General features: G+C 67.0%; 23 protein-coding genes. 5 read left to right on the plus strand and 18 right to left on the minus strand.

Going from position 1 to position 20059, the window contains the following annotated elements:
* Positions 1-174: 174 nt before the first annotated feature.
* The 7 genes from ACK8CO_RS10440 to dapA all read right to left on the minus strand — a co-directional run bounded on the left by ACK8CO_RS10440 (position 175) and on the right by dapA (position 6731).
* Positions 175-465 (minus strand): hypothetical protein, encoded by a 291-nt coding sequence (locus ACK8CO_RS10440; RefSeq protein WP_414896578.1) that lies wholly within the window; start codon positions 463-465, stop codon positions 175-177.
* A 516-nt stretch (positions 466-981) separates the two neighbouring features.
* Positions 982-2511, minus strand: coding sequence for an AMP-binding protein (locus ACK8CO_RS10445; protein ID WP_414896579.1), 1530 nt, complete (start codon positions 2509-2511; stop codon positions 982-984).
* Positions 2508-2924, minus strand: a complete 417-nt coding sequence (locus tag ACK8CO_RS10450; RefSeq protein WP_080617711.1) for a DUF3830 family protein — start codon at positions 2922-2924, stop codon at positions 2508-2510. The genes ACK8CO_RS10445 and ACK8CO_RS10450 overlap by 4 nt, the downstream gene beginning before the upstream one ends.
* A gap of 11 nt (positions 2925-2935) precedes the next feature.
* Complete coding sequence (locus tag ACK8CO_RS10455; RefSeq protein ID WP_414896580.1) at positions 2936-4222, minus strand: TRAP transporter large permease; 1287 nt, start codon at positions 4220-4222, stop codon at positions 2936-2938.
* Positions 4222-4737 carry a TRAP transporter small permease gene (locus ACK8CO_RS10460; protein ID WP_080617709.1) on the minus strand — a complete coding sequence of 172 codons (516 nt, stop codon included), beginning with the start codon at positions 4735-4737 and terminating at the stop codon, positions 4222-4224. The genes ACK8CO_RS10455 and ACK8CO_RS10460 overlap by 1 nt, the downstream gene beginning before the upstream one ends.
* Before the next feature lie 69 nt (positions 4738-4806).
* Positions 4807-5781, minus strand: a complete 975-nt coding sequence (locus ACK8CO_RS10465; protein ID WP_414896581.1) for a TRAP transporter substrate-binding protein — start codon at positions 5779-5781, stop codon at positions 4807-4809.
* 68 nt (positions 5782-5849) lie between these two features.
* A complete protein-coding gene (gene dapA / locus ACK8CO_RS10470) occupies positions 5850-6731 on the minus strand; it encodes a 4-hydroxy-tetrahydrodipicolinate synthase (RefSeq protein ID WP_414896582.1) in 882 nt (293 codons plus the stop codon).
* A 117-nt stretch (positions 6732-6848) separates the two neighbouring features.
* Between dapA and ACK8CO_RS10475 the strand changes: the two genes are divergently transcribed.
* The 4 genes from ACK8CO_RS10475 to ACK8CO_RS10490 all read left to right on the plus strand — a co-directional run bounded on the left by ACK8CO_RS10475 (position 6849) and on the right by ACK8CO_RS10490 (position 9566).
* Positions 6849-7214 (plus strand): tautomerase family protein, encoded by a 366-nt coding sequence (locus ACK8CO_RS10475; protein WP_414896583.1) that lies wholly within the window; start codon positions 6849-6851, stop codon positions 7212-7214.
* A gap of 67 nt (positions 7215-7281) precedes the next feature.
* A complete protein-coding gene (locus ACK8CO_RS10480; protein WP_414896584.1) occupies positions 7282-8424 on the plus strand; it encodes an acyl-CoA dehydrogenase family protein in 1143 nt (380 codons plus the stop codon).
* Positions 8421-8864 carry a MaoC family dehydratase gene (locus tag ACK8CO_RS10485; protein ID WP_414896585.1) on the plus strand — a complete coding sequence of 148 codons (444 nt, stop codon included), beginning with the start codon at positions 8421-8423 and terminating at the stop codon, positions 8862-8864. Before ACK8CO_RS10480 ends, ACK8CO_RS10485 begins: the two co-directional genes overlap by 4 nt.
* A gap of 3 nt (positions 8865-8867) precedes the next feature.
* Positions 8868-9566 carry a GntR family transcriptional regulator gene (locus tag ACK8CO_RS10490; RefSeq protein WP_080617703.1) on the plus strand — a complete coding sequence of 233 codons (699 nt, stop codon included), beginning with the start codon at positions 8868-8870 and terminating at the stop codon, positions 9564-9566.
* A gap of 66 nt (positions 9567-9632) precedes the next feature.
* On the opposite strand, the gene hydA is transcribed toward ACK8CO_RS10490, so the two are convergent.
* From hydA to ACK8CO_RS10510, 4 genes are all read right to left on the minus strand, one after another.
* Positions 9633-11045, minus strand: a complete 1413-nt coding sequence (gene hydA / locus ACK8CO_RS10495) for a dihydropyrimidinase (RefSeq protein WP_414896586.1) — start codon at positions 11043-11045, stop codon at positions 9633-9635.
* A 77-nt stretch (positions 11046-11122) separates the two neighbouring features.
* On the minus strand, positions 11123-12088 hold the full coding sequence (locus ACK8CO_RS10500; RefSeq protein ID WP_414896587.1) for a TRAP transporter substrate-binding protein: 966 nt from the start codon (positions 12086-12088) through the stop codon (positions 11123-11125).
* Positions 12089-12125: 37 nt separating this feature from the next.
* Complete coding sequence (locus ACK8CO_RS10505; protein ID WP_414896588.1) at positions 12126-13406, minus strand: TRAP transporter large permease; 1281 nt, start codon at positions 13404-13406, stop codon at positions 12126-12128.
* The gene (locus tag ACK8CO_RS10510; protein WP_414896589.1) at positions 13403-13960 is read right to left on the minus strand and encodes a TRAP transporter small permease; all 558 of its coding nucleotides are present in this window, start codon (positions 13958-13960) and stop codon (positions 13403-13405) included. The genes ACK8CO_RS10505 and ACK8CO_RS10510 overlap by 4 nt, the downstream gene beginning before the upstream one ends.
* A gap of 238 nt (positions 13961-14198) precedes the next feature.
* On the opposite strand from ACK8CO_RS10510, the gene ACK8CO_RS10515 reads away from it, so the two are divergent.
* The gene (locus ACK8CO_RS10515) at positions 14199-14960 is read left to right on the plus strand and encodes an HpcH/HpaI aldolase family protein (RefSeq protein ID WP_414896590.1); all 762 of its coding nucleotides are present in this window, start codon (positions 14199-14201) and stop codon (positions 14958-14960) included.
* Here ACK8CO_RS10515 and ACK8CO_RS10520 read toward each other — a convergent pair.
* Genes ACK8CO_RS10520 through ACK8CO_RS10550 form a run of 7 tightly spaced genes read right to left on the minus strand, consistent with a single transcriptional unit; the run spans position 14955 to position 20055 of the window.
* Positions 14955-15881, minus strand: coding sequence for a LysR family transcriptional regulator (locus tag ACK8CO_RS10520; protein WP_080617698.1), 927 nt, complete (start codon positions 15879-15881; stop codon positions 14955-14957). The genes ACK8CO_RS10515 and ACK8CO_RS10520 overlap by 6 nt on opposite strands.
* A gap of 31 nt (positions 15882-15912) precedes the next feature.
* Entirely contained in the window at positions 15913-16203 is a 291-nt protein-coding gene (locus ACK8CO_RS10525; protein ID WP_201152490.1) for a DUF4286 family protein, read from the minus strand.
* On the minus strand, positions 16196-17122 hold the full coding sequence (locus tag ACK8CO_RS10530; RefSeq protein WP_414896591.1) for a dihydrodipicolinate synthase family protein: 927 nt from the start codon (positions 17120-17122) through the stop codon (positions 16196-16198). Before ACK8CO_RS10530 ends, ACK8CO_RS10525 begins: the two co-directional genes overlap by 8 nt.
* Positions 17122-18051, minus strand: coding sequence for a dihydrodipicolinate synthase family protein (locus ACK8CO_RS10535; RefSeq protein ID WP_414896592.1), 930 nt, complete (start codon positions 18049-18051; stop codon positions 17122-17124). Before ACK8CO_RS10535 ends, ACK8CO_RS10530 begins: the two co-directional genes overlap by 1 nt.
* On the minus strand, positions 18048-18482 hold the full coding sequence (locus tag ACK8CO_RS10540; protein ID WP_080617694.1) for a MaoC family dehydratase: 435 nt from the start codon (positions 18480-18482) through the stop codon (positions 18048-18050). Before ACK8CO_RS10540 ends, ACK8CO_RS10535 begins: the two co-directional genes overlap by 4 nt.
* A gap of 6 nt (positions 18483-18488) precedes the next feature.
* A complete protein-coding gene (locus ACK8CO_RS10545; protein WP_414896593.1) occupies positions 18489-18878 on the minus strand; it encodes a MaoC/PaaZ C-terminal domain-containing protein in 390 nt (129 codons plus the stop codon).
* A gap of 16 nt (positions 18879-18894) precedes the next feature.
* Positions 18895-20055, minus strand: a complete 1161-nt coding sequence (locus tag ACK8CO_RS10550) for an acyl-CoA dehydrogenase family protein (protein ID WP_414896594.1) — start codon at positions 20053-20055, stop codon at positions 18895-18897.
* Between the last annotated feature and the right edge of the window lie 4 nt (positions 20056-20059).

Raw genomic sequence — 20059 nt, forward strand, 5'->3', positions numbered from 1 at the left:
CCGAGGCCCATGGTGGGCGCGTGCCTTCAGGGTCTGCATTTCGGCCTTCACGACTGGGTTCAAACCGGCGGCGCCTTCGATGGCGTGCCGCTGGACGCGTTGTCGCCTGGGGTGTTCCCTTCGACATCCGGCAGTCGCGAAATGCCGTGGCGACGAGATGCAGTGGCGATTGCGTCAGATCCGGAATTGCGTGCTCAGGCGCCTATGCCCGGGGGGCCGGTTGCGCGTGTCGGTCGGCGTGTCCCGTGCCATGTGCCAGCGCTGCGAGCGCGCGGCGCATGGCTGGCGCCAGCGGGCAGGGCGCTGGGGCGCGGCATCGATATGAACGAAGACGCCCTCGTCATCGCGGAAAAGCCCGATCTCGCAGCGCATCGGGCCTCGGCCCAGATGGGCGACCCTGATCGCGGCCCTGAGCCGGTCTGGAAAGGCTATCTCGGAATGATGGTGGCCGTCGGTCTCTGCCACGCGCCCGATTTTTGCGCCGCTCCGGATGTCGAGCCCCCTGCTTCTGACCGCCATCCGCAGACCGCGGTGGCGAGCCGCGCAGGATGCACCAAATTGCTCATGTGGCGGTAAATGTCCTTGTCTTTCCTGCGGGTGGCCATGCTGCGGAAGATCTTGAAATCGGCGCGGCCGGCAGGAGGCTCTCGGTCGGTCGTCGGTTGGGATCCTCCTGATCCTGCGGCTTCGCTCGTCTGCCAAGAACTTCTCCGGGGGGCTGAAATCGGCCGCCTCCGGTCCGGGATAAGGCGTTGTCTTCGCCCGGTTTCGGAGATCGGGGTGACGACCCCGCGGAAATGTCGCGAGGAACGCAGCCGCAATTCGCGGGCGCCCCGGTCATGGCCCGGCGCTGGTCCGAAGGCCCGAGTCCCCGGCCGCCGAAAGCGTATCCGCGCGGGATAGCACCTCTTCCGGCGGCCCGGCAACGCCACCGGCTGCCGGGATACGGGGAAGACGCGCGGGGCCATGTGCTTAGCGGGGTCAGGCGCAGGATGCGGCGCTGCCGGGGCCGTCTTCGGTCCTGTCGGGTTCGAACTCGGCGCGGAGCGCCTTGCGGCGGATCTTGCCGAAACCGTCGCGGGGCAGGGTGCGGCGCAGCTCGAAGCGCTTGGGCACCTCGGCCGGGGCGAGATGGGCGGCGCAGAAATCATGCAGTTCGGCCGGGTCGGGGCTGACGCCTTCTGCCGGCACGATGCAGGCCAGCACGCGCTGACCCCAGTCGCGATCCGAGATCCCCAGCACCACCGCATCGGCGACCTGCGGATGGCGCAGCAATTCGGCCTCGACCACCTCGGGATGGACCTTGACCCCGCCGGTATTGATCACGTCATCCGAGCGGCCCGCGAGATAAAGATAGCCCTCGTCGTCGAGCCAGCCCATGTCGCCGATGCTCTGGAACCCGTCCTCGTCGCGGCGGGGCTCGGGCGCGTCTGGGCCCAGATAGCGGCTGCGGCCGGACAGATCCTCGGGCCGCATGAAGATCTCGCCGCGCGCGCGCGGGCCCAGCCGCGCGCCCTCGGGGTCATAGATCCGGATCTCGGTCTCGAAGCCGCGCCCGACCGAGCCCTTGCGCGCCAGCCATTCGGTGCCCGTGATGACGGTCTGCCCGGTATTCTCGCCCGAGCCGTACATCTCGAAGACGCGCTCGGGTCCCAGCCGCTCGATCCAGGCGGCCTTGAGCCAGGCCGGGCAGGGCGCACCGGTGTGATAGAAGGCATGCAGGCTGTCGAGGGCCGCGCCGGTGGCCTCGAGCCGGTCGAGCATCCGCACCATCATCGTCGGCACCACCATGGCAAAGCCGACCCGGAAGCGGTCGATGGCCAGAAGTGCCCGGTCGGCGTCGAACTTCTCCATCAGGATCAGCCGGTTGCCCTCGAAAAGTCCGTTCTGTGCCCAGGTCTGCGGCGCGTTATGGGCAAGCGCCCCCGCGACCAGCTGCACCTGATCGGCGCGGAACCCCAGCGCGGGCGCGATCCGGCCCCAGCTGGCGCCGGGGATGCGGGTATGGGGCCGGTCGTCGGCCATCATCTTGGGCAGCCCGGTCGAGCCGCCCGAGAGCACGATCTTGCCCGGGCAGGACACCGCGTCCGCGACCGGGGTCGCGGGGGCGAAGGCGGCCAGCCGTTCCAGCGCGGCGCGGTCCAGATCGCCCCGGCCCGGGGTCTCGGCAATCCAGAGCCAGGCGCCGATCCGGGCCTTCAGCGCGGCGGCAAGCTCGGGCGCCAGATGCGGGTCGGCGACCAGCGTCGTCGCGCCCAGCCGCCAGACCGCCAGCGAACTCGCCAGATGGGTGGGCGTGTTGGCCAGCCCGATGCCGACCACATCGCCCTGAGCGACCCCGCGTGCCGCCAGCACATGGGCGATGCGGTCGACCGAAGCGTCAAGCGCATCCCAGCCGATCGCCTCTTCCTGCCCGTCGGCGGCCAGAAAACGGACGGCCTCGGCCGCGCCGCGCGCCTGCGCGAGCTGGCGCAGACGGGCGCCGAAGGCGATGGGCCGGGAGGCTGTCACGCGTCGACCTCTTCGAACAGGATCTCCTGGGCGCCTTCATACAGCACCTTGGGCCCGAGCTCGGCCAGTTTGTCGGTATTCGAGGTCAGGGTGATGAAATGATTGCCCGCAAGCTGGCCGAGCTTCGAGGCGAAATGCACGCCGCCATAGGCCAGCAGGATCTCGGTCTCGCTGATCCCGCCCGGATAGAGGATGATCTGGCCCGGCGCCGGGTAGCTGGTGTGGTTCTCGTAGCCGAGGCCGAAATCGGTCTCGCCCAGCGGGATCCAGACACCCTCGCCCGACCAGCGGACATGGACGACCTGGCCCTTGAAGGGCATCCTGGCGCGGAAGGCGGCGACGGTCTTTGGCGCGGCATCCTCGAAACGGGCGTCGAATTCGATCCCGGCGATGGTGACCTTGAGTTTTGTCATGGCAGTCTCCTTCAGTCGATGAGGCCGGCAAGGCGCGGCAGGAAAAGCGGAAGATCGGGGATCAGCGTCACCGCGACCAGCACGGCGAACAGCCCGGCCAGCGGCAGCGCGAGTTTCTTCGCCACCGACAGCACCGGTCGTCCGGCGACGCTGGAGGCCACGAAGAGCGACACGCCATAGGGTGGCGTCACCGTGCCGATGGCGCAGTTGAGGATGATCAGCAGCGAGAAGTGGATCGGGTCCACCCCCATCTGGGCGGCGATGGGCGACAGCACCGGCACGATGATCAGGATCGCGGCGATGGTCTCGAGGAACATGCCGACGAAGAGGAACAGCAGGTTCGCGATCAGGAGGAACATCAGCGTCGAGGAGGACACGCTGGCGATCCAGTTGCCGAGAAGCTGGGGCACGTTGGCATTGGCGATGAGCCAGGAAAAGACGCTGGCGGTGCCGATGATCAGCATTACCGCCGAAGACAGCGAGACGGTGCGCAGGATCAGGTCGGGCAGGCGCCTGAGGTCGAGATCGCGGTAGAGGAAGGCGCCGACCAGAAGCCCGTAAAAGCCCGAGACGGCGGCGGCCTCGGTCGGCGTGAAGACGCCCCCGAGAATGCCGCCGAGGATCAGCACCGGCATGCCGGCGGCGGGCAGCGCGGCCCAGCTGGTGCGGGCCAGCCGGGCGAAGGTGAAGGGCTCGGTCTCGCGATAGGCGGGGCCGCCCTTCCGGGCATGGAAATAGGCGATGACCATCAGGATCGCGATGCACATCAGCCCCGGCACCACGCCCGACAGGAACAGCGCGCCGATCGACACGTTCGACACGACCGCGAGGATCACCATGGTCAGGCTGGGCGGGATCACCTGGGCGATGGACCCGGCCGAGGCGATGATCGCGGCGCCGAAATCGACATCATAGCCGCGGCGTCGCAGCTGCGGCTGCATGATCGCCGAGATCGCCGCCGTGTCGGCCGAGCCCGAGCCCGAGATCGCGGCCAGCCCGGCGGCGGCAAGGCAGGAGACCTGCAACAGGCTGCCCACCACCCAGCCGATGACGGCCGAGGCGAATTCGACGATCCGGCGCGAGATGCCGCCCGCATCCATGATCACGCCCGCGAAGACGAAGAACGGGATCGACATCAGCGTGAAGGTGTTCAGCCCGGCAAAGACCCTCTGGCTGACGATGGCGACAGGGACGTCGGTCGTGGTGACCAGCGCCAGCACCGCCGAGGCGCCCAGAACGAAGACGACCGGCACGCCCGCGAGCAGCAGGAAGACGAAGGCAACGGCAATCACCAGCATCAGATCGCCTCCTCTTCATGGTCGAGGCTGGGCGGCGGGAACGGGTCGTTCCAGCGCAGGATCACCGAGAGCAGCAGCTCCAGCGCGATATAGCCCGCGCCCACCGGCAGGCAGAGATACATCCAGGCCATCGGCATCTGCAGCGACGGCGAGGTCTGGAACGCGCCCATCCGCAGGAGCGGCTGGCTGCCCCAGGCGAGAACCGCAAGGAAGGCGGCAGAGACGAGCGCGATGAAGATCAGCGCGGCCCGCGCCCAGGGCAGCGAGAACCGCGCGGGCACCATGTCGATCGCGACATGCTGGCCCCGGGCCATGGCGACGCCCGCCCCCAGCAGCACCAGCCAGATCTGGCAGAAGGTCGCGATCTCCGAGGCCTGGGCGATGGAATAGTTGAAGATGTAGCGCCCGGCGATCTGGATCAGGACGGCTGCCATCATCACCGAGAACAAGAGGATCACCGCGGCCGAAACAAGCCGGCGCAGCATGAGAAGGGTGCGTTCGATCAGCGGCAGCATGACGGTCCTCCGGGAAAAACGGGAAAGGCCCGGCCGCGCAAGGCGGCCGGGAGGTCGGGGAGGGAACGGTCAGTTCACCGCCTGCAGCAGCTCGAACAGCTCTTTCTGCGCATCGGTCTGGATGTATTTCTCCTGGATCGGGGCTGCGGCGGCGCGGAAGGCGGCATCGTCGGGATGCGAGATCCTGACGCCCACTGCCTCGAGATCGGCAAAGCGCGCAGTGTCGCTGTCGCGATAGGTCTGGCGCTGGAACCGGCCGGCCTCGATCCCGGCTTCGTCCAGCGCGGCCCGGACATCGGCGGGCAGCGCCTGATAGGCGGCCTCGCCCATGATCACCGGCGCCACCAGTTCCAGCCAGCCGATCACCGCCCAGTCGGGGGACACCTCGTAGAACTTCTTGGCGTAGTAATTGGTGTTGGCGGCCTCGGCCCCGTCGACGACACCGGTTTCGAGCGCGCCGTAAAGCTCGGTATAGGCCAGCGGCGTCGGGTTCGCCCCGAAGGCCTTGAAGGTGTCGACATGGGCCGGGTTCTGCATGGTGCGGATCTTCAGCCCCGCAAGGTCGTCCAGGGTCTCGATCGGGGTCTTGGTCATGATGTGACGGGTGCCCGCCGAGAAGAAGCTGACGAGGTGAAAGCCCTTCTGGTTCAGGATCTCCTGGGCCTTGGTGATGACCGCCGGATCGCTCAGAGCGCGGTCCATCTGATCGGCATCCCTGAACAGGAAGGGCAGGCTGAAGACGGCCAGATCGGGCACGAAATTGGCCAGCGTCTCATTCGCGGTCACGGCCAGGCCGACCGTGCCCATCTGGGTGCCCTGGATGCTTTCCATCTCGTCGCCGAGCTGGGCATTGTCGAAGACCTGGATGGTGGCCTTGCCGCCGGATTTCTCTTCGAGAATCTCGGCCATCTTGCGCATGCCGACGCCATAGGGCTCTTCGGCATTGGCGTTATGGCTGGCCTTCAGCACGATCTCCTGGGCGAAGGCGGGCAGCGCGGCCGAGGCGCCGAGGGCAAGGCAGAGCGCGAGGTTGGTCAGTTTCATGGGGCGTTTCCTTTCGGGGGTCTCTCTGTCGGGGCGGATGTTCGTGCGGGGCTTCTGGCGGCCCCGATTCAGGCTTCCGCCAGAAGCCCGAGATCGTCGAGGATGCGGCGCAGCTGGTCCTGCCTGTCCTGCGGCAGCGGCAGCCGCGGCGGGCGCGGCGCGCCCATCGGCCGGCCGATCATCGCCATCGCGGCCTTGGTGGCCGAGACGTAGAGATCGCCGGCCAGCGCATTGATCAGCGGCAGGCATTTCACGTAGATCTCGCGGCCCTTGGCGGCATCGCCGTCGAGGGCTTCGGTGAACATTTCGGCCGAGAGCCGCGGCGAGATATTGGCCATGACCGAGCTGTAGCCCATCGCGCCGCAACGATAGCTTTCCCAGGGGTAATAGCCCGCGAAGACGGTCAGACGGTCGCCGCACAGCTCGATCAGTTCGGTCACCCGGTGGACGTTCTTCGAGGTGTCCTTGATCGCGACGATATTGTCGATTTCCGAGAGCCGCGCGACCAGCGGCGCGGTCAGGTCGACATTGGCGGTGAAGGGGTTGTTATACAGCATGACCGGGATCGACAGCGCCTCGGCCACGCGGCGGAAATGGGTGAACAGCTCGTCATCGGTGGGCGAGGAATAATAGGGCGGGACCAGCATCACCCCGTCGGCGCCCAAGGCCTCGGCATCTCTGGACAGCGCGATCGCCTCGTCGGTCCATTCGGCAGACGTGCCGATCAGCACCGGCACCCGGCCCCCGGCCTGGCCGATCACCGCCTCGGCGACCTGCCCCCGTTCCTTGCGCGTCAGCGACAGGAACTCGCCGGTCGAGCCCAGCGGCACCAGCCCATGCGCGCCCTCGGCGATCTGCCAGTCGGTATAGCTGCGCATGGCGGGCAGGTCGATCCGACCCTCGTCGTCAAAGGCCGTGACGCAGACCGTGTAGCTTCCCCTGAATCTCATTCCGATTCCCATTTTAGATCTCAAACTGTTTGTTGCAGAATTGATATGATCATGTATCCGGTCAACATCCGGCCCCGCTCCGGGCGCCGGGCGCCCCCGTCACGACAGGAGATCGCCATGCCCTTCATCGAAGTCTTCGACCGCGAACCCGTGCAGGAAACACGGGCACTTGCCACCTCCCTGATGACCGATGGTCTCTGCGCAGCCTTCGGAATCAAGCCGGAAATCGTCACCGTCTATTATTTTTCGACCCCCGAAAATTCCTACGGACATGCCGGAAAATATAGCAAAAATGCTGAAATATTCCGCATTTTTGCAAAGGTGCATGCCTTCCCCAGGTCGACCGGGGCCAAGGCCGAGGCGGCGCGCGCCCTGACCGGCGCGCTCTGCCGCGCCTATGGTGCGCAACCCAAGGACGTCATCGTCTACTTCTTCGACCGGGATCCGGGCGATGCCTTCCATGGCGGTGTCGCTTCGGCTTGACCCGCGCCTTGCGTCACGGAATGCTTGTGATCAGATTTATACAGATAGACCTCAAAGGAGATCGCTCTTGGATCAGTTCTTCACCGAAGAGCAGCGCATGGTGCGCGATACCGCGCGCAAGCTCAGCGATCAGGTGATCGCGCCCGCCGCTGCCGCCATCGACCGCGACGACGTCTTCCCCCGCGCCATCTACGAGACCCTTGCCGAACAGGGGCTGTTCGGCGTCGCCCTGCCCGAAGAGGCCGGGGGCGTCGGGCTCGACGCCATGGCCGCCTGCATCGTGATGGAGGAAATCGCGCGCGGCTCGGGCGCGGTCGGCAATGCCTTCGCGATTCCGGTCGAGGCGGCGCTGTTCCTGAACCACCATGGCAGCGACGAGACCCGCAAATGGATCCCCGGCATCGTCGAGGGCCGGGTCATTCCCGCCACCGCCGTCACCGAACCCGATTGCGGCTCGGATGTCGCGGCGATGAAGACCACCGCCCGGCGCGATGGCGACGATTACGTGATCAAGGGCGGCAAGGCCTGGGTCACCTTCGGCCAGATTGCCGATGTCATCATGGTCTTCGCCAAGACCGACCCCGAGGCCGGGCATCGCGGCATTTCCTGCATCCTGGTCGAGACCGACCGTCCCGGCGTCCATCGCGGCAAGTCCGAGGAGCTTCTGGGGATGCACGGGCTTGCCGATTGCATGCTCAGCTTCGACGAGGTGCGGGTACCGGTGGCGAACCGGATCGGGCCCGAGCATGGCGCCTTCAAGATGGCGATGGAGAATTTCAACTTCTCGCGGCTGATGATGTCCTCGATGGCGCTGGGCATGGCCCAGGCCGCGATGGAGGATGCCGTCGCCTATGCCAATGACCGGCGGCAGTTCGGCAAGCCGATCTTCGATTTCCAGGCGATCCAGTTCATGATCGCCGACATGTCGAAGGATATCGCCGCCGCGCGCCTGCTGATCCATCACGCCGCGAAGCTTTACGATGCGGGCCATCCGATCGCGCTGGAGGCGGCGCAGGCCAAGCTGTTCACCACCGACATGGCACAGGTCCATATCTCGAACGCGCTGCAGATCCATGGTGGCAACGGCTATTCCCGCGAATACCGGATCGAGCGGCTGTTCCGCGACGTGCGGCTCAGCCAGATCTACGAGGGCACCAACCAGATCCAGCGCATGATCATCGCCCGCCAGGTGCAGAAGGCCTGCGCATGAGCCTGTATTACGAGGATATCGAGATCGGGGCGCGGTTCACCACCGCCTCCCATGTCATCACCGAGGCCGACATCGCCGATTTCTGTCGGCTGACGCGGGACCATCACCCGCTGCATACCGACGAGGCCTATGCGAAACAGGCCGGGTTTTCCGGCATCATCGCGCATGGGCTTTACGGGCTGGCGCTGATGGAGGGGCTGAAGACCGGGCTGAAGCTTTACGAGGACAGCTCGATTGCCTCGCTCGGGTGGAACGCGGTGCGCTTTGTCCGGCCGATGGTGGTGGGCGACGAGGTGCATGTCGAGATGGCCTTCACCGACCGGCGCGAAAGCCGGTCGCGGCCCGCGGGTGTCGTGACCGAGGCCGTCGATCTGATCCTGGCCGATGGCAGCCCCGCGATCACCGCCGAACATGTCTCGTTGATCCGCAAGCGGGGCTAGGCCATGGTCGCGCCCGGACCCGGACCGCTGAAGGACAGAAAACTGGAACCCGCCGCCAATTCGGTCGATCAGGCCACCCGTCAGATCCGCGAGGCGATCCTTGCGGGCCGGTTCGCGCCGGGCGAACGGCTGAAGGTGGCCGAACTGGCGGCCTCGCTGGGCTTTTCGACCATGCCGCTGCGCGAGGCGCTCAGAAAGCTCGAGGGCGAGGGGCTGGTCGAGATCGAGCCCAATCGCGGTGCCACCGTGCGCCGGCTCGACCGCGCCTATATCTCGGACCTGTTCGAGCTGAACACCGAGCTTCGGATCTTTGCGCTGAGGCGGGGCATGCGGAATCTGACGCTGGAGCGGCTGAAGGAACTCGAGGCCCTGGCCGAGACCTATGCCGCGCATCTGGCGGCGGGCGCAGAGGTCGAGGCGCTGGAGATCAACCGCCGCTTCAACGGGCGCCTGGTCGAGTTCGGCGGCAATCGCGAGGCGCTGCGGATGTTCCTGCGTGGCTGGGAGCTGATCTTCGCCTTCCGTCGCAGCTTCGGCTACGGGCCGGGGCGGCAGGCGGTGCTGGCCGAGGAGATGACGCTGATGGTCGAGGCGCTCAGGCGTCAGGACCTGCCCGCGGCCGAGGCGATCCTGCGGATGCAGAATGCGGCGATGATGGAAGACCTCGCCGCCCGGGTCGATCCCGAGGGCAGCCGGCTCTGAACGCCTGCGGGGCGGAGGGAAGGGGCCGGGGGCAGGCGGCTGCCGCCCGGCCGTTTCATGCCCGGCTCAGCCGGGGAAGGCCTCGCCGCTGATCTTGCGGGGGAGGTACTGGCCCTCGGCCGGGCTGCCGGTCACCTTGCCATCGGCCGCGACCGTCTTGCCGCGCAGGATCGTCCGGACCGGCCAGCCCTTCACCGCCATCCCCTCATAGGGGGTGTAGTCGCAGCCGTGATGCATCTTGGCCTGGGTGATGGTGGTCTCCATCTCGGGGTCCCAGAGCGCGATATCGGCATCCGAGCCGATGGCGATGCTGCCCTTTTTCGGATAAAGCCCGTAAAGCTTCGCCGGGTTCGTCGCCGTCAGCGCCACGAAGCGTTCGGCCGTGATCCGGCCCTTCGACACGCCCTCGGAAAACAGCACGGGCAGCCGCGCGGCGACGCCCGGAATGCCGTTCGGCACCCATTTGAACGAGGTTCGCGCTCCCTTCACATCCTTGCCGGCCGAGTCTTCATAGCGGAACGGGCAATGGTCGGACGAGAAGATGTCGAAGGTGCCGTCCCGCAGCCCTTCCCAGATCGCCTCCTGGCTGTCGGTATCGCGCGGCGGCGGCGAGCAGACATATTTGGCGCCCGAGAAGTCCATGTTCAGACCCTTCAGATCGTCCCGGGTCAGGGCGATATATTGCGGGCAGGTCTCGGCGAAGATCTTGCGGCCGCGCCGCTTGGCCCACTGGATCTGTTCCATCGGCTCGCGGCCCGAGACATGGACGATGACGATCGGCACATCGGTCAGCTCGGCATGGCTGATGGCGCGGTGGGTGGCCTCGCGCTCGGCCACGGCGGAATGCGAGATCGCGTGGTAATAGGGCGCGGTCCTGCCCGCCTCTTCCAGCTTGCGGGTCATGAACTTGATCGCGTCATGGCCCTCGGCATGGACCATCACCAGCGCCTTCTCGCGCTGCGCGGTATCGAAGACCTCGAGCAGCTCGGCATCGTTCAGGATCAGGTCGTCATAGGTCATGAAGACCTTGAACGAGGTATAGCCGTCCTTGATCAGCGCGGGCAGCTCCTGGCCCAGAACCTGCGGCGTCGGGTCGGTGATGATCAGGTGGAAGGACACGTCGACATGGCACTTGCCCTCTGCCTGTTCGTGATAGGCCTGCACCGCCTCGCGCAGCGTCTGGCCCTTCTGCTGCAGCGCGAAGGGCAGGACGGTGGTGTTGCCGCCCGCCGCGGCCGAGCGGGTGCCGGTCTCGAAATCGTCGGCCATGACCACGCCGCCGCCCTGGGGTTGGGCCAGATGGACATGGGCGTCGATGCCGCCGGGCATGGCCCAGAGACCGGTCGCGTCGATCTCTTCGCGGGCCTCGCCCACGCGCTCGGCGATTTCGACGATGCGGCCGTCGCGGATGCCGATATCGGCGACATAGCGGTCGGCGGCGGTGACGATCTGGGCGTTTCGGATGGCGAGGTCGAGCATGGCAGGATTGCTTCTTCTGTTGGAAAAGAGGATGCCGCGTCCCGCAAGGGGCCGCGGCAAGGCAGGCAGGGCGGGCCCTATTTCGCGGTCAGCGCCTTGAACAGGGCTTTCTGGCCGGGGGTCTTCAGCTCGCTCTCGTAAAGCGGCAGCGAGGCCTCGCGGAAGGGCTCGGTATCGGGGGTGGTGATGGTCACGCCCTCGGCCCTGAAGCTGTCGATCAGCGGCTGTTCCTGATCCTCGACATAGCTCCGTTGCCATTGGGCGGCTTCCTGTCCCGCCTCCATCAGCGCGGTCCGGATGGTCTCTGGCAGCGCGTCGAAGGCCGCCTTCTGCATCACCACCGGGGCGGTCATGTTCAGCCAGCCGACAAGGGCGAAATCGGGCGCGACCTCGTAGAATTTCATGCCGTCATAGCCGCTCGAGGCGGCCTCGGCCCCGTCCACCACACCCGATTGCAGCGCGCCGTAAAGCTCGGAATAGGCCATCGGTGTCGGGTTGGCGCCATAGGCGCGCCAGGCCTCGACATGAACCGGGTTCTGCATGGTGCGGATCTTGAGGCCCTGGACATCGTCGATGCCCGTGACCGGCTTCGAGGTCATCAGGTGGCGGATGCCCGAGGAGAACACGCCCAGCAGCTGAAAGCCCGACCCGTTCGCGCTGTCTTCCATCAGGCCCCAATTGGCATCGACCTTCTCGCCCAGCGCCGAGATCGAGGGGAAGAGGAAGGGCATGTCGAAGACGCGGAAATCCTCGATATAGTTCGACAGAAGCGAATTCGAGGTCATCGACATGTCGAGCGAGCCCAGCATCACGCCCTCGATCAGCTGCGCCTCGTCGCCGAGCTGGCCGCCCGGATAGATGTCCAGCGTCGCGGCGCCGTCGGTCTTCTCTTCCAGCAGCTCGCGCATCTTCTGCAGGCCCTTGTCCTGCACCTCGTCGGCGGCGTTGGTATGGGCCACCTTGAAGGTGAAATCGGCGGCCAGCGCCGGCAGGCCGGTCAGCATGGCCAGAAGGGCGATGGCGGGGAGGGCTCTGTTGGACATCAGGGGATTTTCCTTGTTTTTTAGGGGCGAAGTCGGGTCAGTTCATCATCAGCGCGGGCAGCCACAGCGAGACGGCCGGCACGAAGGTCACCAGCATCAGCGCGAGAAACATGCACAGGAAGGGCAGCCAGATCCGGCGCGAGACCTGCTCGATCCGCCGTCCGGCCACCGAGGCGGCGACGTAAAGGCAGATGCCGTAGGGCGGCGTGATCAGCCCGATCGACAGGTTCAGCGCGGTGATGATGCCGAACTGCACCGGGTCGATGCCGTAACTGCGGGCGATGGGCAGAAGGATCGGCAGGAGGATCAGCACCGCCGAGATGCTTTCCATGAACATGCCGACCACCAGCAGCAGAAGATTGACGATCAGCAGGAAGATGATGGGGTTTTCGGTGATGCCGGTCAGCCAGCCGCTCAGTATCGCGGGCAGGCCCTGGGTCGCGATGATCCAGGTGAAGACAGAGGCCGTCGCAATGATGATCAGCACCGTCGCCGACAGGCTGATCGCCTTCAGCAGGATCCGGGGCAGATCGCGCGGTTTCAGCTCCTTGTAGATGAACATGGTCACGATCAGCGTGGTGAAGAGCGCGACGCAGGCGGCCTCGGTCGCGGTGAAGACTCCGCCGACGATGCCGCCGATGATGACCACGGGCACGATCATGCCGGGGGCCGCGTCGCGAAAGGCATGGGCGAGCCGGGCGAAGGTGAAGGGCGCGCCGTCGCGATAGGCGTCGCCGCCGCGGCGCGCGAACAGCCAGGCGCCCAGCATCAGCCCGAGCATGACGATCAGGCCCGGGACGATGCCGCCGAGGAACATCGCGCCGATCGACTGGTTCGCGGTGACGGCGATGACGATCATCACGATCGAGGGCGGGATGATCGAGGCCAGCGAGCCCGAGGCGGCGATGATCGCCGCGGCCAGGTCGATGTCGTAACGGCGCTTCTTCATCTCGGGCACCATGACCGCGCTGATCGCGGCGGTATCGGCCGAGCCCGAGCCCGAGATCGCCGCGAGCCCGGTGCCGGTGACGACCGAAACCATGTAGAGGCTGCCGGTGATCCAGCCGACCATGGCGCCCGCGAGATTGACGAAGCGCCGGGCGATGCCGCCGGCCTCCATCAGCAGACCCGCGGCCACGAAGAAGGGAATGGCCATCAGGGTGAAGGACTGGATGCCGCCATAGACGCGCTGGGCCACGATCGAGATCGGTGCCGAGGTCGACAGCTCGATCGCCGCCAGCGCCGCGATGCCGAGGGCCAGCACGATCGGAATGCCCGAGATCAGAAGCAGGAGAAAACCGCCGATGGCCCAGATCATATGCCGGTCTCCCCGGCCGCGTCATGGCCGGGCCGCAGGATGCGCGGCAGGCTCGAAAGCGCGAATTCGAGAAGGAAATAGGCAAAGCCCACCGGCAGCGCCGAATACGGAATGGCCATCGGGATGCGCAGCGCGGGCGATTTGACGATCATGCCGATGCCCACCATCGAGACCGAGCCGACCACGACGACGCCGAGAAACCAGGCGCCCAGCGCGAAAGCCGCGATGCTGAACACCCGCTGCACCGGCAGCGGCGCCTTCAGGATCAGGAAATCGACGCCCACATGCTGGTTGTGGCGCATCGCGATGCCCGCGCCCAGCAGCGCCAGCCAGATCTGCGCGAAGGTCGCCGTCTCCTCGCTCCAGGCGATGGAATAGTTGAAGACGTAACGCCCGACGATCTGCACCATCACCGCCAGCGCCATGTATCCCAGAAGCAGCAGCGCCGCGCCGTCGACAAGGCGCCGCAAGGCCCAGAGCGCGGCCGAAAGGGCTTTCGGGACGGGGCCGCGAAGGGTCGAAAAGGGGGGCTGTCCGCCCGGTCGGTCCGACACCGGCGCATCTCCTTTCGTCGCTGGCGAGGGGCGAAAGCCCGCCGCGCATCTGCCTGTTGCAATCAGGTTATCCGTAAAGCTCTGGGGCGAAAGGAAATGGTCTATTATTAAAGTGATGCGTAGTATTCGTTCCTGCGTTTTTGCGAATACTCAAGCGTGTTTCACGGTAGGATCGGCAGGGTCAAAACATGAACCGTGCAGTTCGGAAGCAGCCGGTTTGCCGCAAGGGATAATTTCTGTGCAGTCGAAAAACGCCGTTCTTCCGGACATCGGGCTGGCATTCTGCCTTACGGGGCGTGCCGAGGCCGTGCTTCTCGCCAAAGGTGCAGGATTCGGTTTCGCGGTCATGGACATGGAGCACGGGCCGATCGGTCTGTCCGAGCTGGGGCAGGCCGCCGCGGTCGGCAAGGCGGCCGGGTTTCCTGTCTATGCCAGGGTGACGGGACCGGGTTCGCCCGATCTGGCGCGGGTGCTCGATTGCGGCGCGGCGGGGGTGATCGTGCCCCATGTCGACAGCGCCGATCAGGCCCGCGCGGTGGTCCGGGCCTGCCGTTTCGCGCCGGTCGGGCAACGGGCCTTGCCGGGGCCGCTGCCGGTGGCCGATTATGTGCCGCTGCCCGCCGATGCGCTGGTCGAGGCGGCCGGGGGCGGGCAGGTGATGGCGATGATCGAAAGCGCCGGGGCGCTGGCCGCGGTCGAGGAGATTGCCGCCGTGCCCGGGCTCGATGCGCTGATCGTCGGCACCAACGATCTGGCCGACGGGATGGGGCTGCGCGGTCAGGTCGGGCATCCCGAGCTCCATGCCGCCTTCGGCCGGATCGCGGCGGCGGCACGGGCCTGCGGGCTGGCCTTCGGGGCGATGGGGCTGCCGCCTGCGCTGGTCGGAAGCCATGCGCTGGCGCTGGGCGCGCGCATCCTCGTGGCGACCAACGAGACCAATCTCATCGTCGAGGGCGGGGCCGCGCTGCTGGCCGACTTGCGTGCGCGGGCGGGATCATGACGGGTCGCGCCGGGCCTCGGTGCGCACCTCGGCGATCTGGGCGCGCACCTTCTCGGCGAAGGCGGTGATCAGGCGGCGGGTCTGGCGCGAGGTGGTCTTGGCGCGTGAGGTCGCGGCCGTCAGTTCGAAGCTGAGCGCAGGTTCGTAGGCCCGCACCACCAGCCCGGGGCGCAGCACGGTATGGGCGGACAATTCGTCGATCAGGGTCACGCCGCAGCCTTCGCGCACTACCCGCGCGGCGGCGTTCATGAAGCGGGTCTCGATGACGGGACTGTAGACATGGCCGCTGGCGCGGAAGCTGTCGGCGATCATCAGCCCGATCCGGTTCGAGACCTGTGGCCCCACCATCTGTCGCCCGATCAGATCGCGCGGCGTCACCGCGTCAAGCCGGGCCAGAGGGTCGTCGGCGGGGCACAGGCAGACCGCGCGCAGCTCGACCAGGGTTTCGTAATCGAGCGCCTGCCGCTCATAGGCGGCAATGACGAAGGCGACATCGGCCAGCCCGTTCTCGACCACCTGCAGCACGCTGTCGAGCGGCCGGGTCTCGAGCGAGATCTGCACCTTGGGATAGGCCCGCGCGTAACCGGCGATCACGCCGGGCAGAACCGCCTCGGACAGTTCCGCGGTCGAGGCGATCCGGATCCGGCCGATCTGCCCGCGCCTCAGATCGGCGGCGCGCTGGTTCACCGCGTCGCGCAGCAGGAACAGCGGGTCCGCCTCTTCCAGCAGGATCAGCGCCTCTTCGGTGGGCACCAGCCGGTTCGAGACCCGCTCGAACAGCGGAAAGCCCAGAACCGTCTCGATATGGCGGATGGTGTTCGAGACCGAGGGCTGGGACATGCCCAGCCGCTCGGCGGCGCCCACGGTGGTGCGATACTGCACCACCGCACGCAGGATCTCGAGCTGTCGCAGGTTCAGCATCTGTCGGGCGTTCCCTCTTGCGGGCACGCGTTCAGTTCTTGGTCAGACGCACCCGCCGGAAGTTGCGGATCCTGTCGGTGAACGGCCCGAAGCCCTTGATAGCGTCGAACTCTGGCGTTTCATAGGCTTCGGGGCCGGTGATCGTGTAAATCGCGACATGGCGCGGCCCGCCTTCCAGGCACTTCTCGCGCCGGGCATCCAGCCAGCCGGGGCAGGCGAGGATCTGGGGCAGGTGGGTGTTGTCGTACCAGTCGTCGAAGGCGGCCTCTTCTTCGGGGTCGATATCTACGAAGACCATGTGGGTCTGGCGGGGCTCAGTCATCTCGGGGCTCCAGGCAGGGGGCAAGCGCCGCGGCCAGACGGTCGGCTTCGGCCGGGTCGATCCTGGGCGTCGGGGCGCGGCAGGCCGGGCTGTCGATGCGGCCAAGCCGGGCGAGGCAGTTCTTGAGCCGGGCGGCGGCCAGATGGCCGGGCCGGGCATAGATCGCCTTGGCCAGCGGATAGAGCTTGCGGTGGATCGCCAGCGCGGCGTCGGTATCCTCGGCGCGGACGGCGGCATCGAGCGCCACGATCAGCCCGGGCACCACGGCGGCGAGGCTGACGGCGGAGCCGTCGCTGCCGAACTGGTAGCAGGCAAAGAGATGCTCGTCGCCCGAGGCCATCACCGCCACATCGGGCCGGAGCGTCCGGGTCAGGCGCAGCGTGTCCTCATAGGCGCGGGTTTCCCACGAACCTTCTTTGATGCCGACCACCGCTTCGATGTCCAGAAGGGCGGCGAGGGTGTCGGGCCCGTAATGCAGCCCGCCCGAGCCGACCGAGCCCTGAAACAGGTAGATCGGTCCTTCGGCGGCCTCGGCGATGCCCTTGTGATGGGCGACGATCGCACGCGGATCGGCGCCGAGCGCCCAGGAGAACGGCGCGAAGACCATGATCGCGTCGGCCCCGGCCGTGCGCGCGGCGCGGGCATCGGTGGCGGCTTCGGCGGTCGCCTCGGCGCTGACCGCCGCCAGCACCTTGCGGCCGGGCGCGATGGCCCTGGCACGGCGCACCACGGTCGCGGCCTCGTCGCGGCTGAGGAAAACCCCTTCGCCCGCATGGCCGTTCAGCAAAAGGCCGTCGAGCCCCCCGGTCGCCAGCACGGCCTCGAAATGCCGCTCGAGGCTGTCGAGATCCAGCGCGCCGTCTTCGCGCATGGGGCAGATGGTGGCGGCATAGAGCCCGCCATGGGGATGCGCGGCCATCACAGCAACTCCGCCTCGGTCAGTGCGCGGCGGACGCCTTCGACGACGGCCCCGGAGGGCGGCAATAGCGGCAGGCGCGGGGTGGCGCATTTGATGATGCCCATCATCTTCAGCCCGTCCTTCATGCGGGTATGCATGTCGACGACCGGCGCGGGCCCGTAGATCGCGCGCACCACCGGGTAAAGCCGGTCGTTGACCGCGCGCATCCTTGCCAGGTCCCGGGCCTCGGAAGCCTGCCACAGTTCGGCCAGCAGGCCCGGCGTCAGCGAGGCAAGCCCCGACAGGATGCCGTCGCCGCCCAGCGCCAGCTGGGCGAAGAACCAGTGGAAGTTCGAGGGCAGGATCGCGACATCGGGGGCCACGGCCTTCACTGCGCGGCGGTTCTCGTCATAGGCCAGCATCGTGGCCGAGCCTTCCTTGATCGCGACGATCCCGGGGATCTGCGCGATCTCGGCCAGTGCCCCGGTCGAATAGCCGAAGCCCGAGGCGATCGGGAACTGGAAGACCGAGATCGGCATCGCGAGCTCGCGGGCGAGCTTTTCCATGAAGGCGACGGGAGCCCTGGTCGCGGCATTGCCGCCGCCCAGAGCCTCGGGCGGGAAGATCACGGCGACGTCGGCGCCGGCCTCGCGCGCGGCCTCGGCCTGGCGGATGGCGTCCGGGTAGCCCGTGGGCACCACGCCTGCCAGAAGCAGAAGGTCCTTGTCGATCTGGTCGCGGGTCCGGCGGATCACCTCGTCGCGTTCGGCCTCGGTCAGGGCGGTCGCCTCGCCGGCATGGCCGTTGACGAAGACGCAATCGGTCGTCTCGGGCCGGGCGCAATGGTCGAGGACGGCCGCGTAGCCCTCCCAGTCGATGGCGCCCGTCTCGTCGAAGGGCAGAACGGTCGCGACCGTGATGCCGCGCAGGTCTTTTCCGGTCAGGCTCATGTGGTCACCTTCTTGCGGGGGAATTTCAGGGAGGCGTCGACCTTCAGCACCTCGGTGCCGTCCTCGTTGCGGGCCGAGGCCTTCCAGTCGACGGTGCGGGTCTCCTCGTCCTTGGCGCTGATCCAGATCTCGAAGGTAAGGGTGTCGCCGTAGCGGACCGCGCCGGTGAACCAGAAGCTGTCGCGGACCGAGATGCCCAGCGTGCCCACCAGTTCGGCGGTCAGGACCGAGGTGCAGATGCCCGCGACCAGAATGCCCGGCGCAAGGCGCTCGCCGAAGCGTGTGCCCGAGGCATAATCTTCGTCGACATGCACCGGGCCGAAATCGCCGGTCGCGGCGATATACATCGCGCCATCGGCCTCGGTCACGGTCTTGGTGACGCTGATGCGGTCGCCGACGCTCAGCTCGTCGATCTGACGGATGTCATACATCTGGGCTCAGCCCTCCCGCAGGACGAGCACCGCCTCGCCGGTCACGACGGTGTGGCCGTCGATCTCGCCCGCCAGATGGCAGACCAGAGACTTGCCCTCGGGGCCGCCGCTGGTGGCGGTGGCGGCCAGCGTTTCGCCGACGGTCACGGTGCGGTGGAACGAGAAGGAAATCGTGCCGATCCGGTAGTCGGGTCCGGCAAGCCGTGACAGCGCGGTCGAGAACAGTGCGCCTGCCGCCAGTTCGAACACGGCCATGTCGGGCAGGCCCAGCGCCTGCGCCTTGACGCGGTCCACATGGGCCGGACCCAGATTGCCCGAGATGCCGGTGAAGAAGCCCTGTTCGGCCACGGTCATGGTCTTGCGGAAGGTGACCGACTGGCCCCGTTCGATGGTCATCGATGCCTCCATCGGCTCAGAGGGTCAGGCCGCGCTTGATCACCGAGCGGGCGATCAGCATGCGGTGGATTTCCGAGGTGCCGTCATAGATCCGGGTCACCCGCGCATCGCGATAGATGCGTTCCAGCGGCAGCTCCTTGGTGAAGCCGTAACCGCCGAAGGTCTGGATGCCGCGATCGGCGACCCGGCCCAGCATTTCCGAGGCCTGCACCTTGACCATCGATACCTTGTCGCGCGGGTCCATCCCTTGGTCGATCTCCCAGGCGGTGTTCAGCACCATCATCCGGGTCGCGAAGATCTCCATCGCGCTGTCGGCGATCATCTGCTGGACCATCTGGAACTCGCCGATGGGCTGGCCGAACTGCTTCCGCGTGGCGGCATGCCCGCGCATCATCTCGAGCACGCGCGAGGCCATGCCGACCGCCCGCGCGCCGATATGGCCAAGGCGAATGCCGCCGACATTGGCCATCATCACCCTGAAGCCCTCGCCGACCTCGCCGAGGATATGGTCCTTCGGGATGCGCACGTCGTCGAAGGTCATCTCGGCATGGCCATAGCCGCGATGGCCCATCATCGGCTGGTTCCGCGTGACCCTGAAGCCGGGCATGTCCTTGTCGACGATCAGCAGCGTGATGCCGCCCCGCGCGCGCTTCTCGGGATCGGTCACCGCCATGACGATGATGTAATCGGCGATGTCCCCGTCCGAGATGAAATGCTTGCTGCCGTTCAGCACCCAGTGATCGCCGTCGAGCACCGCCCTGGTCTTGATCGCGGCCGCGTCCGAGCCCGCGCCCGGTTCGGTGATCGCCATGGCGCAGATCTTGTCGCCCCTGACGGTGGGATAGAGGTACTTGTCGCGCAGATCGCCCTTGAACTGTTCGAGCATCGGATAGACCTGCCCGAAGATCCGCCGGATCAGCGCGTCCGAGGTCTGGCCCAGCTGTTCCTCGACCAGGCACATGTCGAGAACCCCGAGCCCGCCGCCGCCGACCTCCTCGGACATGTTCAGCGCGTAAAAGCCCAGCGCCTGTGCCTCGGCCTTCACGGCCGCCAGCTTTTCGGGCGGGATCTGCGCATTGGCCTCGGTCTCCTGCTCCAGCGGCTGGACCTTCTCGCGCACGAAGCGGCCCACCGCCTCGGTCACCATCTTCATCTCGTCGGAAATCGTGAAATCCATGTCT

The sequence above is a fragment of the Rhodovulum sp. HP10 genome, assembly GCF_047553435.1.
Classification (GTDB): Bacteria; Pseudomonadota; Alphaproteobacteria; order Rhodobacterales; family Rhodobacteraceae; genus Rhodovulum.